Raw genomic sequence first — 14,213 nt, forward strand, 5'->3', positions numbered from 1 at the left:
ATTCTCTTTGAGAAAGTTACTATCGTTTTTCTTTCTATTGGTGAGCACACAAATTTTCCCTCTGGACTTTCCCAACTTTTCCTTGGGTGAGGAGAATGCCAAGGAAGAATTCAAACGCGGCCTTACCTATAAAAATTTAAGAGAATACTCCGCAGCCAAAGAACGTTTTCAAAAAGCCGTTAATTTAAAAAAAGACTTCCATCTTGCAAGATTAGAACTAGCCAACAATTACTATTTGTTAGGTGAATGGGAAGAAGCACTCGATGAATTAGAAATTCTAACATCCAAAGCTAAAAACGATTTGTTAATCGTAAATAAAATAGAAGCACTTCGCCTTGCAATCGCCGGTGGCGTAACCGATAAAGAGAAAGTTTATTTTAAAACGATTGAAGGCGATTCCATTAGAGGTTACCGATTTCGTAACCCCGTTGACATTGCATTTGATGAAGATGGCAATTTCTATGTCGCAGGATTTGATACTTCTAATATTATCAAATTTAATGCAGCCGGAACCCCTATCTCTAATTGGAGAGGTGGAATCACTAGAAAATTAGATAGGCCTGTTTCTTTGGCTTATTACAATCAGAAGATTTATGTGGCTGACTTTGCCCGTGATGAAGTTCTACTCTTTGACTTATCAGGAAGTTTTGTATCTTCCTTTGGAGGGTCAGGAAAAGGGCCAGGCCAGTTTAGAGGACCCTCTTCCATTTTCATTGATCCTTCTGGAAATCTTTTTGTAGCAGATTCTGGAAATTCACGAATCCAAAAATTCAATGCAAATGGAAAATTTGTTTTGGAAATTCAAGGATCCGGAAGTTCTAAACTAGGAAATCCTTCTGGTATTACAATTCATGATGGAAAAATCTACGTTGTAGATAAAGAAAATTTGAGAGTTGTCATTTTTGATAATGATGGAAATACTCTTAGCACAATCGAAAAACCAGAATGGAAAAAACCAAGAAGTATTCGTATCCTAGACAACCAAATCTTTTTAACGGACGAATTAACTGGAATTTGGACCTACTCTTTGTTACATGGTGAGTGGAAACAATTAAGTAAGTTCCGGGATAAAAAGGGAGTCTACCGGGTTTTGTTTAGACCATTTGCGACAAATATGGATTCAACTGGGAGTTTATATTTCGTTGATTTTGGGAAACACCGGATTGATATTTTTTCACAAAAAAATTACCTACTCACCAATTTGGACTTAAAAATTGAATCTGTGGATACATCCGGATTTCCTGACATTCATATTTATACTAGAGTTCGTAATCGTGCAGGAAAAGAGATTGTCGGAATTGATCGTTTGAGTTTTCGAATTTTTGAAAACGATAATATGACTCCTCTTTTTTCCTTAGCCAGGAAAAACAAACTAAATGACAAGCTAACCGTTGCTATGATTTACGAAAATAGTGAAGGTTTAAAAAAATCAAAATTAGCTTTAGAAGATGGGTTATTTCCTTTTTTTCGCTCTTTGCGTGATACTGACAAAATTTCTTTGTACCGAGCAGGAAAGGATAGTAATTTAATATTACCAGAAACGGTTTCCTTACGAGACATTTTAGCAAAAATAAGAGACAGCGTTCCGGAAGAAAAATTTAATTTCGGGAAAGCAAGTATTGCTGCACTTCAAAAACTTTCGTTAGAAACGGGACCAAAAGCACTTGTTTATTTGGTTTCTGGAGAAAGTAGAGAAGATAGTTTTTTACAATACCAAAAGTCCAGAATTGTTGCTTTTGCTAAAGCTCATTCCATTCCTATTTATGTTTTAACAGTAAATCCAAATCTATCCTTAGAAGAGTCATGGTCTGACATGACGGGATCCACAAACGGTCGGTATATTGTTTTGGACGGCGAAGGAGAAGAAAGAGAGTTATATAAACAATTGAAGTCACATATTGACTACAGATACATTCTTTCTTATAAAACGGATACGAATCCAGAACTAATCAATCGATATATTAAACTTGCGATTGGAGTGGAACATAGAGGAGTCAAAGGTAGAGATGAAGGAGGATATTTTGTTCCAGAACCTCGTTAAATCTACATTTACCATTTTTTTATGGTTTGGACTTTTTTTATTTTTTTCCGTACTTAATGCGGAACCAAGTGCCTTGGAAGATATTGAAGAAGGGAGACGTCTACAAGCGGAAAACAATTGTAGAAAAGCCATCCAACTCTACCAATCTGCATTACAAAAAAATCATAACTCAATGGATGCGAAACTTGGAATAGCTGACTGCAGTTTTAAACTTGGTGCCTATCGTGAAAGTAAAAAATTCTATTTAGAAATTTTAAACCGAGATTCCAAACATATTCCAGCGGTGACAGGCCTTTCGGAAATTTATCTTTTGGATTCAGATTTTCCTTCTATCTCCAAACTCATTGACCCATTACTTTTAGAGTTTCCCAACCAAACTGCATTAAGAATTACGGAAGCTAAATCCTTACAAAAACAAGGTAAGTTAGATTCTGCCATCTACAAAATTAAAACTTTAGCAACAAAACTTGACTATCCATCGGATCTTTTACGTATGTTGACTGAGTTATACTTCACAAAACAAAATTATTTAGATTCGCTGAATGCAGTTGATCAATATACAAAAAAAGAACCAAACGATCCAGAAGGTTTTGCCTTTAAGGCAAAAGTTCTTTTATATCAAAACTACTTTCAACCGAATCAATTAAAATCAGTATTACCTCTTGTAGAAGAAGCCCTTCAAAATTCGTTAAATCTTGATCCAAAAGGAGAACAAGCAAGGCTCTATACTGTTTACCATGATATCATCTTATCAAATTCCCAATCAGACAAAGAAATCAAACGTAAAGCTTTTCGAACGATTTACGAACTTGCCAGAGAATTTCCAGATAACCAGTTTTATCACAGTTTAGAAGCAAATTTGGCATGGGAACTAGGTGAAGTAAAATTTGCAACTTATCACTATAGACGAGCCTTACAATTAGATGATTTAGATGAAGTGTTACGTTTCGAAGCAGAAGAATATTCCATTCTTCAAGAAAAAGAAGAATCGAAATTACGACGAGAACTAGGAGATTATAGAAGGGACCGGTTTTATTCTGAAAAACATTCTTTTTATCATAAAAGTTCCTTATTTCATTTAAAAAGAGCAAAAGACTTAAGCCCACAGACACCAGTCATTCGAAAAGAACTTTTAGAGTTTTACAACCAAACCGGGGAAGCGGTCAAATATACCAATCTGCTATTACGTTTACGGGAAGAAGACCCCAACTCTTTTAAACTCCAAAACAAATTAGAATTCTCTATTAAGAGTCTGAAGGAATCCATTGAATTTAAAGAAGGATACCTTCAAGTTGATCCTAACCAAATTCAAGAAAATCTCATTCGTTACAGTCCTGAAGTTTATGTATTTGATTTGGAGTCCAGTTTGCCTTTCCCATATCATTTGCAAGCAGGTAGACTCCTTGGAGAAGCCTTACGTTACAACTTAAAACAAATCCAATCTGTACGCGTTGTCGACGGAAGCGAATTTAATCAAATTCGTAGTTCTCTTAAAGAAGTAAGTTATCATCCGTTTTCCCAAACTCTGCCGTTTGCTATTGATAATTTACATCTTTTGGATACGAAACGAAGGAATGCTGTAAAAATTCGTTATATTGTCCATGGGAAATACCAGATTAAGGATGGAGACATTCGTTTGGATGTTTCTTTATATGATAGAGATAGTTTGAAAGACATTGCCACTTGGTCAACAAATCAAAGGGGACGAGATAGTTTACCGACTGTCATCCACCGAATCGGGGAAAGAATTAAAGAGATACTTCCGAAAGAGGGAAAGATTTTAAAAATTAAAAAAGACGAAGTCATTGTATCTTTAGGAAAGGACGACGGTTTACAAAAAAATTCTAAATTAGAATTCCAAAGGAAAGGAAAAACCTTATTTCAAGGAGAGATCATTGAATTAGGTAAATCGATTTCTTCCATAAAACCAAATATACGTGGTTGGGAAAAGGAACTTGCAACTGGGGATGATGTTATTCTTCCCAAGGACCCTGGTAAAGAGAAGAAAGATAAGTAAGAAGATCATCTGAAATTCGTTTTTCTTTTTCTAAAGTCAGATCACAAATTTCCAATTGGCAACTGGTTCCTTTAATATAAATAGAGGCGACACCTTCCCTAAGGAAACAGTCTTTTAAGATAGGTTTTAGTTTATAGAATTCTTCTTTTTCTAAATAGATTGGAACTTCTGAAAACGTATAATTGGAAGTAATTTTTTGAATCCCAGGATTTGGAGTTTTCTTCCATTCTAAATCAATGTTTGGATAAAAATAAAACTTCCCCAGTTCATAACGAAGTTCCCCAAAGGATAGTTTTTTTTCTGTATCTTTTCCTTCGCATCTCAAATAACCAGAATCAGTTGGTATTCTATCAGCAAAACGAATTAGAACCTGACCAATATCTTTAGGATTCTGTTTTAAATCTAAAACCAAAACTTGAGGAATACCTAGTTTTCTGGATTCCTCATTAATTCTTTCTATGGCTTCAGGGCTTAGATTTAAACTTTGTTTTTTTTTAAAGAAAAACCAGTTCATTCTTCAGCAAACAATCGTTTAGTTCTTTGATGGAATTCTTGATCCATAATCAATCAACTGTCTACTGTATTCAGTTTCCATTAAAGGAGAAGAGATTAAAAAATCGGCACTAGAGCGATTGCATGCCATCGGAATGTTATAAAGTACTGCAATTCTTAGTAATGCCTTAACATCTGGATCGTGAGGTTGTGCGGAAAGCGGATCCCAGAAAAAGACCATAAAGTCAATTCCATCTTCTACAATCTTTGATCCAATTTGTTGGTCTCCCCCAAGTGGTCCGGATATGAAACGAAAAACAGGAAGCCCAATTTGTTCATGAATCAGTTTCCCAGTCGTCCCTGTAGCCGAAAGGTGGTGTTTGCTTAAAGTTCCTTTATTATATTTCACCCAGTCCAATAAATCATCTTTTCTGTTATCATGAGCGATGAGGACGATCTTTTTGGTGATTTCCATTTTTCTTTGAATTAGTACCATAGATTGATAGTTCTTGCCAATATCTAGGATTCAAGGAAAGTTTCCCTGTAAATGAAATTTCCTAGTTTATTTTTATCGATTTCTTTGATTTTCCTAGGAAGTTATTCCCTTAGTTCCAAAGACAATAAACCATCCGCGTCTGCAGAAACTCGAGTGGAGTCAATTCTACCTACGGCCCCGGAATCTGGTTCTCCTTGGGGAGATGATGCTTCCAAACTAGAATCCATTTCTATCCTCAATTTAATTGATGAAAAAAATTCGCAAAAACGTTGGCAAGATGCGAACAAAGAATACTCTACGGCGATCGATCAGTTTGAACTAGGTAGAAAAACAATCGAGAAAAACAGGGAAGAATCCAAAAAAGAAGTTTTCTACGAAGATCGTTATGAATGGCAAAAACAAATTCGAAGGGAAAATAAAGAAAAGGAATTTCAAAAACAAATCTTTGACTTAAGATCCCAAACCGTTGCGAAATTGATAAAAGGTATGAACCTATTGGATAAGATAGAAAATCCAAAGGTAAAAGAAAGTGCCCCCTACTTAGATTTAAAATCTGGAATTTACCGAGAGTACATCAAACACCAAGAAGCTTTTAAAAATTATCTACAAGTGATTGATTTCACCGAGCGATATATGGAACTTTCTTCAAAAAATGAAGCGGAAGCAGAACCACATCGCCTCCTTGCTTTGTCCTATGAAAAAATGGAACAAACAGCATTAAAATCCAAAAATCAAGAACTCTATTACGAGTTTAAGGAACTAAAGAAAAAACATTTATTGCGATTTGCTGAAATCCACTATGGTCGCGAATCGAAAGAATATGCTGGAATCGAAGAAAAAGTAGGAAAAGACTTTTAAATCAAACCAAGTTTCTTTTTGAGAGATTTGTTTTCTTCTACTAGTTCTTTAATCTCTTGTTCCGTGTATTCAAAAAGACGGTCTTGTGCTCTTAATATTTTATCCAGGTTCATTTCTTCGATTCTGGAATAGTTTAATACTTGTTCTGTTGCTTTTTGTAGTTCTAAAGCTTGTTTTAATTCCTTTTCACGAAGTTCATCAAGTTTTTGGCTGGCTTTCACACGTTCATGAAGTTCAATCAGCTCTTGATTTTTCATATCATTGACTTTTTCTAAAGCTGTACTGATCCCTGCTTGGGATCGTTTTACCAATTCTTCATACTGCAAAATAGAACGTAAGGCTTCATTTTCCTTTTTGGATTCTTCATATTCTTGGTGGGCCAAAGAAAATACACCCTCAAAGAACCCGACATTTTCTAAACAAGAATTACCAATATCTAACGCAGCTGCTTTGTAAGATTCCGATTGGATAGTTCGATCTAAAATCATCCGCAATTCTCTAACATGGAGAGGATTCTCCAAAACCAAATATTTCGGTTGTGACTGAACCGCTGCTTGGATTTGATCTGCTCCATCAGGGGAAGAAATCAGAATCAAAGAAACAAAAGGACTTCCTTCGAAGGAAGTGGCTATGGTCTGTTGGATTTTATTCCATTCAAGCAATGTAACCTGAAGAAATAAAATATGAATATCATTCGGAGTGATCGCAATACGATCAATCTCACTCAAGTCCATTTGGTTGACTTGGATCTTGATTTTTGAATGTTTCCAGAGCTCTACCGGAAAAGCGCGCCCCTCAGAAAGATTCCAAATATAAGATGTTTTCAAACCAGATCTCCTCTATTTCCAACTGATTCTATAGGACCGTAGTGAGAGGAATTTTCTAGCAAATTTTATCTCATTTGTCTTTTCGGAAGCGATTTTTTATCAATTCGATCCTATCAGAAAGGCGATCCCGAAACCGAAAATAAAAACCCAAACGAATCCTGATCGGCTCTGGCAATTTAGCATCAGTACGCGAAATCATAATGTATATAGACAAGGAAGCAATCACAATATTTGCAGACCAAGGGCCTACCCAATCAGGAACATTTTCTTTGTAAGAAATACCTGATCCAAATATAAAAAAAGTATAATAGATCAAAAGAAAAATAACGGCTAAGGTGAAACTCATTCCTTTTCCCGAACGTTTGACAACAAGACCCAAAGGAAAAGATAGAAAAAAGAAAATTTGGCAAGAAATCGGTGTGGCAAAACGTTTGTGAATTTCCACATTGAAACCAGTCAGAGTTTTTTTGGATTCGTTTAAAAGTTCAGAAAGTTGAGTGAACAGGGCAAACTTTTGAGCCATATCCTCTTGGCTGCCTGAACTTGCTCCAATGATGAGCTCATACTTAAACTGCTCTACCATTTGTTTGAGCCCACCCACTCCTTTGATGGAAAGACCATATTCTTTCAAAATTTCTAAACCCGGAATTTTTTCTAGTCCTTCCGATTCGATTGCATTACGAATCTCAAATAACATCGGTAAGGAAAAAGTATCCGGTTTTACGTTGATACTCATTGTTTTTGTATCTTTTTTTGCCGGAGTATTGTAATCCATCTCTCCATCCATAAAGTTTGTGATCCCTATGGCATTTGTTTCTGGATCCCACTCAATTACATATCCCTTTCGCAAACGAACAGACTTTTCATATTCTCCGCTTAGATTTTTTTTCTCAACTAACAACCCTTCTCTGGCATTTATAATTTGTAACATTTTAGATCCACCCATCGGAACTGCCAAATTATTTACCATAATGATATCTGTCCCATCTGCGGAGATTGCCCATTCACGGATTTGAACGTTACTTAAATTTCCACTTTCATCAATCCCACCAGAATACATGGTTCTTCCCTTTTCAGAAAAGAAATCTTGAGTTTTATCTCCAGAAAATTGTCCAGGTTGAATGGCAAGTAACGGATTGTAAGTGGCAATCCAATTATCAAAATCCTTCATCTTACGAGTGTTTTCTGGTCCTAAATAAAAATTTAAGTAACCAACAATTAAGGTCATTAAAAAGCCAAAAACTAGAAAATTGGAATATATGTATGGAAAGGAAACACCTGAAGCTCGCATGGCTGTAATTTCGGAATCGCCAGACAACCGTCCAGCAGCCATAATTCCCGACATCAAACAAGCCATAGGTATTGTCATGGGAAGTGTATTTCCAAAAACATATCCCATATAGTCAAGAAGTCGAAAAAAATCGACTCCCTTACCCACAAAAAGTCCAATCATCTTTTGGATGGCAACAGCCATATAGATCATCGTAAAAAAGGATAAAGCCACAAGAAAAGGGCTCAAAATTTCTTTTAGAATATAAATTCGAAGGATAGATGGTTTAAAACGTTTCCATTTTCCTAAACGATCCGTATCCACCATAAAGCCTGGTGGTAAATCATCTTTCGAAAAAACACGAACCGTCCTTAAGTCAACCGGTTTAGACAACTAGTTTTCCTTTTAAAGTGGCACTAGTAGCCGATTCTACTTTGACCTTCACAATTTTTCCAATCCAATCAGAAAGATCTGTAGAGCCTCCTTCTGGAATTGGGAAAACAATCATCCTTCCGCAATGAGAACGACCACATAACTCAAGTTTTGATTTTTTTGAAGTATTTTCGATAAGGACTGAAAACTCTTGGCCAATTTTTGACTGGTTCTTTTCATGTGAGATTTTCGTTTGTAATTCCACGAGTTCAATGAGTCTTTTACTTTTGGTTTCTTCAGAAACATCATCCATAAACTTCCGTTTTGCGATCGTTCCCTCTCGTTCAGAATACTTAAACATATAAGACATATCAAATTTAACTTTTGAAACAACTTCTAAAGTTTCACGAAACTCTTCTTCTGTTTCACCAGGAAAACCCACAATGATATCCGAAGTAATTCCGATATCAGGAATTCGGCTTTGGATGCTTGCCACCAAATCCAAATACTCCTCTTTTGTGTAACTTCGTTTCATATCTCTTAGCACTTTGGAACTTCCAGCTTGCAAAGGCATATGAATTTGAGAAGAAAACCTTTCCTCTTTAGCCATTAAGGAAATTAAATGGTCAGGAAAATCTTTAGGATGTGGGCTAGTGAAACGAACCCTTTCGATTGTAGTCTCAGCTAATATTTTTTCCACGAGCGCGCAGAAGTCTGTATTTTCATAAGAATAACTATTTACGTTCTGACCAAGAAGTGTGACTTGTTTGACTCCCATCGCTTCTAACTGAAGGATCTCTGTCACAATGGAACCTGGTTCGCGGCTCCGTTCTCTTCCTCTGGTATAAGGAACCACACAAAAAGTACAAAAGTTATTACAGCCTCTCATGATGGTGACAAAGGCTTGGATTCCATTAACAACTTTCGGTTCTAATTCATCATAAGTTTCTGTTCGAGAAAGACGTGTTAGTTGAACATCTCGTTCCCCACCTCTGATCTTTTGTATGAGTTCTGGTAGAGTTCTATAATTGTCAGGACCAACAATTAGGTCCAAAGGAAGTTCTTGATGGAAAAGATCTTCCCCTAAGTTCTGAGCCATACAACCAAGGACACCAATGACAAGGTTTGGATTTTTTTTCTTTAAATAACCGAGAGACTGCAACCTACCATAAATTTTGGCGTGAGCGTTTTCTCTGACGGCACAGGTATTCAGAAAGATGATATCACTGTCTTCGATCGTTTCTGCGGATTCGTAATTTTCTTTTCGAAATAATTCCTTAACAATCCCAGAATCGTATTCATTCATCTGGCACCCATAGGTCTCCACATAGACCTTTCCCAATTGGATAGGACTTTCTGCGACTGGTGTTTCTGTCAAGGATGGGTTCATAATGATATGTTTTTCCAGAAAATTTCCTTGTAAAGCAAAGAAGATAGGGACTAAAAAGAGTATATGACCTGGACAAAACGGGAAACCTTCTACGCAATTTTAGGGGTTACAAAAGAATCCACTCCCGAGACCATTGAGGCGATCTACCTAAAGGAATTAGAGTTTTGGGAAAGATTAGATCAGGCGGGAATTCCAGAGGCAAAGGAGAAAATCCTAGAACTAACACGGGCCTACCTGACCTTAAGCGACCCCAAAAAAAGAAAGGACTATGATTCGAGTTTGGATTTTGAATTTGTCCTTCTGGATGGAAAGGCAAAAGATCCCGAGATGGAAGAAGCTTATGATGTCTACCGCTTAGGTCACAACAAAACCTACCAGGAAATCTTAATTGAGTTTGCCAAGTTTCGAGAAGAAATGGGAGACACACTTTGGGTTCTTAAAAAAACCACAGTGTATATGGTTTTGAACTTACTTCTGTATTCAGGGCTCATCTTAGCCCATTCCCTTTGGAACGAAAATCTAGAAAATGAAAAACATTGGATCGACTATACCTCTGGTTGGGGTTCTGGGGTCTTTCTCATTTGCAGTGGGATTGGGTATTTAATTTTCCGATTCCGCTTTCTCAAAAAAGGACTAGAGAAGCGGAAGGAAAAAAGAAATTAACGAACCTCTTTGGGAAAAAGAATGGGAAGTAGATTTGGAAAACAAGCTCCACTCAAATGGAGAGAATCCACAAAATCTTTACAAACCCAACGAGGATCAATATTGGGATCAACAACGGTAAACTTTGAATTCGGAGTTTCCGCAGCTAGTGCAACTGCCTTCTTTACCTCTGCATTGAATTTCTCCAATAGTCCATCGGTTGCCATTCGTCTTCGAAGTGCATCGGAAACAGCGGGAAAATATACAATCACAGGAATTCCTTTTCCTTTCAGTAGTTCCAACATTTTTTTGAAAAAATACACTTGAGTCGGTGCTAAACTTTGTCCCTTTAGGTATTGGTTGTACATCGCCTCTGCATCTCGTTCTAAAAAAACATCCATATTGGCAAATTTGATTTCATTAGGAAGTGCTCCAAATTTGACACGATTCACATGTTTTATTTTATCGATATAATTTCTTTTATGATCTTTGCCTGTAATCCCAACAGACATACCAGGAAAAAAACCGACCTCTATTTCTTTGTTATTGGCCTTAATGGCTGTTGGATCTAAAGGATATTTATACAAAGCAAAAAGTTTCTTTAATAAATATATTTCTACTTCATCAGTTGAGAAACCTTCAATCTTCGCTTCCCAAGGATCTTTGATTTTAGTTCTATAAAAATCTATATTTTTTAGGACATATTCATTATCATAGGAGCCGTTTAGGGAGTAATCGATTGCTGACTGAGAAAATAAAAGCGGATCGACTTCTATCAGTACATATCTTAATGGAAGATTTGCATTTAAAGTTCTTTCTAACCAGTATGCTTGAAAACTTGGAGGACCAAAGGGTGCCGCAAAGTTAAAGGAATTTGTATTAGGAAAAAATAATTCCAACATTTCGGAATCAAATTCTCCAGACCTCGAACTTCCCAAAATAAGACCGATTTCTTTGGAGGGATTTTTTTTCCTTTCTTCAAGCATTACTTCAAAAAGATCTTCTTTGAGTTCATAAAATTTTCTTTCAATTTTTTTCCAACTGTAGGTATTTTCTACAATGATTGGTAAAAAGAAAATTTTATCTAAAAGAAAAAGAGAAAAAGCAAGAAGGATTGGATAAATTACAACTGGAAACTTAAATTTAAAATTCATATTAAAACTGGAAATAAATAAATTCCGTCCCTCCCGGTGCAAGATAACCTAACAATATTGTGATGACTAAGGAAAATAACAAAAGAAAACCAAGAGACATCTTAGTAGACCAATTTTCTCTAGGAAAACTTGGTTTTCCTTGTAAGTAGTTTAGTAAAAAAGTAAGAATCAAACTGTATAAGACAAGTTCAGATTTATTTGTCCTTTCTCCAGCAGCCGACGTAAATGCCCGACCATACATCGTTAAAGCATTGTGAACGGAAGGTGCATTAAAAAATGGAATGGTAAAAACAAAAAATGAAAATGTATAAATCACACCTAAGAATTTTTTCCACTTAGGAGGTTTGATCGTTTTATCCGGTTTACGAATGAGTTCAATCTTTCTTTCAATACTAAGAGTAAGTCCGTGTAAAAAACCCCAAATGATAAACGTGAAATTGGCACCATGCCAAAAACCTGCCAATGTAAAAGTGACGATTAAATTAAAATATCCACGTAATTCGGAAACTCTAGAACCACCTAAAGGGAAATATATATAGTCCTTAATCCAAGTGGCAAGTGTCATATGCCACCGAGTCCAAAGTTCTCGAACAGAAGCAGAAAGATACGGTGAATGGAAGTTTTCTGGTAAATTGATTCCGAGAAGTTTTCCAAGCCCCCTTGCTAAGTCTGTATAACCGCTAAAGTCACAAAAAACTCTTGCAGCATATCCAAACATTGCAATGAGGTTTGTCACTCCATCATAATGCTCTGGATTTTGGAAAACCGGTTCAATGACAGGAGATAGGTTATCAGCAAGAACTACTTTTTTAAAAAGACCCAGAAAAACTAAGTAATATCCTTCAAAGAGTTGTTCTTTCTTTGCATTCCATACTTCTAGTTGATAGAAAAATTCACCGTGACGAACGATAGGACCCGCAACTAGTTGAGGGAAAAAGAAAATAAAAAGCGCAAATTGTAGAAAGTTCGGATTCTCTTCCGCATTCCCGCGTTTGATATCAATCGTATAAGCAACCATTTGAAAGGTATAAAAACTAATCGCTAGAGGTAAAGTGATGGAATCAACACCAAACTGTGAATTTAAAAAACCTTGGATTGATTCTGGTGCAAAAAAAGCACTTCCAGTCACTTCAAAGAACAAAGCCCAAAGAAAATAAAAATACTTAAATAGAAATAAGTTTCCAAAGTTTACAAATAAAGAAACAGGATACCAGAAGCTGGACTTGTTTTTTAAGATTTGTTGATTAAAAAAATGATTTAATACAACTATGAGTAAAAAGTGAAATGCGAAGGGTATCGACCAAGCAGCATAAAATCCGACCGAAGCCAAAAATAGAAATCCTAATCTGAGTTTGCCTCGAAAAACCCAATGCAAACAATACACGAGAAGGAAAAATAAAAGAAAACTAAGGGATGTAAATTTCATTCGAAGATTTCACCAATGTCTGAGATTATATATCTCCATCAACCTGAATCACAAGTCCTTTTAAGTATTCTCCTTCTGGATGGAAGACAGAATAACCATGGTCTGGGCTCTGGGTTAGATGGTGTAAAATTCTTACTCTCTTTTTTGCATCCTTAGCCGCTCCGAAAACAATTTTTTTAAACAAATCAAAGGAAATATGTTGGGAACAGGAGAAGGTAAAGATAAGACCTCCCGTTTGGATTTTTGATATGGCCCGCATATTGATGTCCTTATAACCACGACTTGCTTGGTTCACAGTCGAAATGCTCTTTGTAAATGCGGGTGGGTCCAAAATGATGAGATCATAAAAACTAGACTCCATTGATTTTAAGTAGTCAAAACTATCTTGAACCAAACCCTTATGCCTCGCCTGATTCCCTTCTGAACTAAGACCATTCAGAACTAAATTTCTTTCACAAATATCAATGGCTTGTTTGGAAATATCGAGACTATGTACAAGTTCTGCCCCTGCTAACAAAGCATAAACAGAAAAAGCCCCAGAATAAGAAAACGTATTTAAAACCTTTCTACCGGATGCATAATGCGCAACCAAAGCCCGATTTTCTCTCTGGTCTAAAAAAAATCCGGTTTTTTGTCCCTTGGTAATATCAGAAATAAACCGGATTCCATGTTCCGTAAAAATTGGTTCCGGTTCTTCCCCTTTATGAAAAATTGATTCTCCTTCCTTATTTCCTTCCGGTTTATCTGTTCTTTCAAAAATCGTTTCGTAACCTTTTGATTCCAGAAATGAAATGAGTAATTTTCGCAATCCGAGTGCACCTGGAGTTTTTAATTGCATAACAGCCGTTTTATGGTAACAATCAACAACGATTCCTGGAACAGAATCGCCTTCCGAATGAAAGAGTCGAAATCCGGTAGTATCTTTTGGAATTAGGTTTTTCTTTGACTCGTAAATTTCATTCCAATGATCCATCCAATACGAATCGTCACTTCCATTTTTAGATTCTTCAAAAGAGAACAATCGAATTCGAATTTGGCTTTTCGGATCGTAATGACCCCAGGCCAAAAAACTACCGGTGATGGATTCGACGCGAACAATAGAACCTGGAGTCAAATCATTCTCTCCGGAAGCAATTGCTCCTGAAAATACCCAAGGATGAAAATTTAATATTGCTTTTTCTTTATTTTTCTTTAATCGAATGACCATTTAGAATCCATTTGGAAAGAT

The 14,213-nt window shown here is 36.2% G+C and carries 12 protein-coding genes; 4 read left to right on the top strand and 8 right to left on the bottom strand.

Features of this window, described 5'->3' with window-relative positions; all coding sequences use genetic code 11:
• Positions 1-7 precede the first annotated feature (7 nt).
• Positions 8-2,041, top strand: coding sequence for a 6-bladed beta-propeller (locus tag CH361_RS09705; RefSeq protein WP_100790946.1), 2,034 nt, complete (start codon positions 8-10; stop codon positions 2,039-2,041).
• Positions 2,022-4,058, top strand: a complete 2,037-nt coding sequence (locus CH361_RS09710) for a tetratricopeptide repeat protein (protein WP_100790947.1) — start codon at positions 2,022-2,024, stop codon at positions 4,056-4,058. Before CH361_RS09705 ends, CH361_RS09710 begins: the two co-directional genes overlap by 20 nt.
• On the opposite strand, the gene CH361_RS09715 is transcribed toward CH361_RS09710, so the two are convergent.
• Both CH361_RS09715 and CH361_RS09720 read right to left on the bottom strand, forming a co-directional pair.
• Positions 4,015-4,572, bottom strand: coding sequence for a hypothetical protein (locus CH361_RS09715; RefSeq protein ID WP_100790643.1), 558 nt, complete (start codon positions 4,570-4,572; stop codon positions 4,015-4,017). The genes CH361_RS09710 and CH361_RS09715 overlap by 44 nt on opposite strands.
• 18 nt (positions 4,573-4,590) lie before the next feature.
• The gene (locus CH361_RS09720; protein WP_244279783.1) at positions 4,591-5,046 is read right to left on the bottom strand and encodes a methylglyoxal synthase; all 456 of its coding nucleotides are present in this window, start codon (positions 5,044-5,046) and stop codon (positions 4,591-4,593) included.
• A gap of 51 nt (positions 5,047-5,097) precedes the next feature.
• Between CH361_RS09720 and CH361_RS09725 the strand changes: the two genes are divergently transcribed.
• On the top strand, positions 5,098-5,904 hold the full coding sequence (locus CH361_RS09725) for an FcpA-related putative periplasmic flagellar protein (RefSeq protein ID WP_100790645.1): 807 nt from the start codon (positions 5,098-5,100) through the stop codon (positions 5,902-5,904).
• On the opposite strand, the gene CH361_RS09730 is transcribed toward CH361_RS09725, so the two are convergent.
• The 3 genes from CH361_RS09730 to miaB form a co-directional block, all read right to left on the bottom strand.
• Positions 5,901-6,731, bottom strand: coding sequence for a hypothetical protein (locus CH361_RS09730; protein ID WP_100790646.1), 831 nt, complete (start codon positions 6,729-6,731; stop codon positions 5,901-5,903). The two genes, CH361_RS09725 and CH361_RS09730, sit on opposite strands and share 4 nt — an antisense overlap.
• A gap of 70 nt (positions 6,732-6,801) precedes the next feature.
• A complete protein-coding gene (locus CH361_RS09735) occupies positions 6,802-8,394 on the bottom strand; it encodes an LptF/LptG family permease (protein ID WP_100790647.1) in 1,593 nt (530 codons plus the stop codon).
• Entirely contained in the window at positions 8,387-9,763 is a 1,377-nt protein-coding gene (gene miaB / locus CH361_RS09740; RefSeq protein ID WP_100790648.1) for a tRNA (N6-isopentenyl adenosine(37)-C2)-methylthiotransferase MiaB, read from the bottom strand. The genes CH361_RS09735 and miaB overlap by 8 nt, the downstream gene beginning before the upstream one ends.
• A gap of 63 nt (positions 9,764-9,826) precedes the next feature.
• Here miaB and CH361_RS09745 point away from each other — a divergent pair, with 63 nt between their 5' ends.
• A complete protein-coding gene (locus tag CH361_RS09745) occupies positions 9,827-10,426 on the top strand; it encodes a J domain-containing protein (RefSeq protein WP_100790649.1) in 600 nt (199 codons plus the stop codon).
• Here the strand turns inward: CH361_RS09745 and CH361_RS09750 are convergent.
• Genes CH361_RS09750 through CH361_RS09760 form a run of 3 tightly spaced genes read right to left on the bottom strand, consistent with a single transcriptional unit; the run spans position 10,423 to position 14,192 of the window.
• Positions 10,423-11,559 (bottom strand): DUF1574 domain-containing protein, encoded by a 1,137-nt coding sequence (locus CH361_RS09750; protein ID WP_100790650.1) that lies wholly within the window; start codon positions 11,557-11,559, stop codon positions 10,423-10,425. The two genes, CH361_RS09745 and CH361_RS09750, sit on opposite strands and share 4 nt — an antisense overlap.
• Position 11,560: 1 nt before the next feature.
• On the bottom strand, positions 11,561-12,985 hold the full coding sequence (locus CH361_RS09755; protein WP_100790651.1) for an MBOAT family O-acyltransferase: 1,425 nt from the start codon (positions 12,983-12,985) through the stop codon (positions 11,561-11,563).
• 25 nt (positions 12,986-13,010) lie between these two features.
• Positions 13,011-14,192 (bottom strand): class I SAM-dependent rRNA methyltransferase, encoded by a 1,182-nt coding sequence (locus tag CH361_RS09760; RefSeq protein WP_100790652.1) that lies wholly within the window; start codon positions 14,190-14,192, stop codon positions 13,011-13,013.
• Positions 14,193-14,213 lie beyond the last annotated feature (21 nt).

Origin of the sequence: Leptospira brenneri, from assembly GCF_002812125.1 — a bacterium.
Classification (GTDB): domain Bacteria; phylum Spirochaetota; class Leptospiria; order Leptospirales; family Leptospiraceae; genus Leptospira_A; species Leptospira_A brenneri.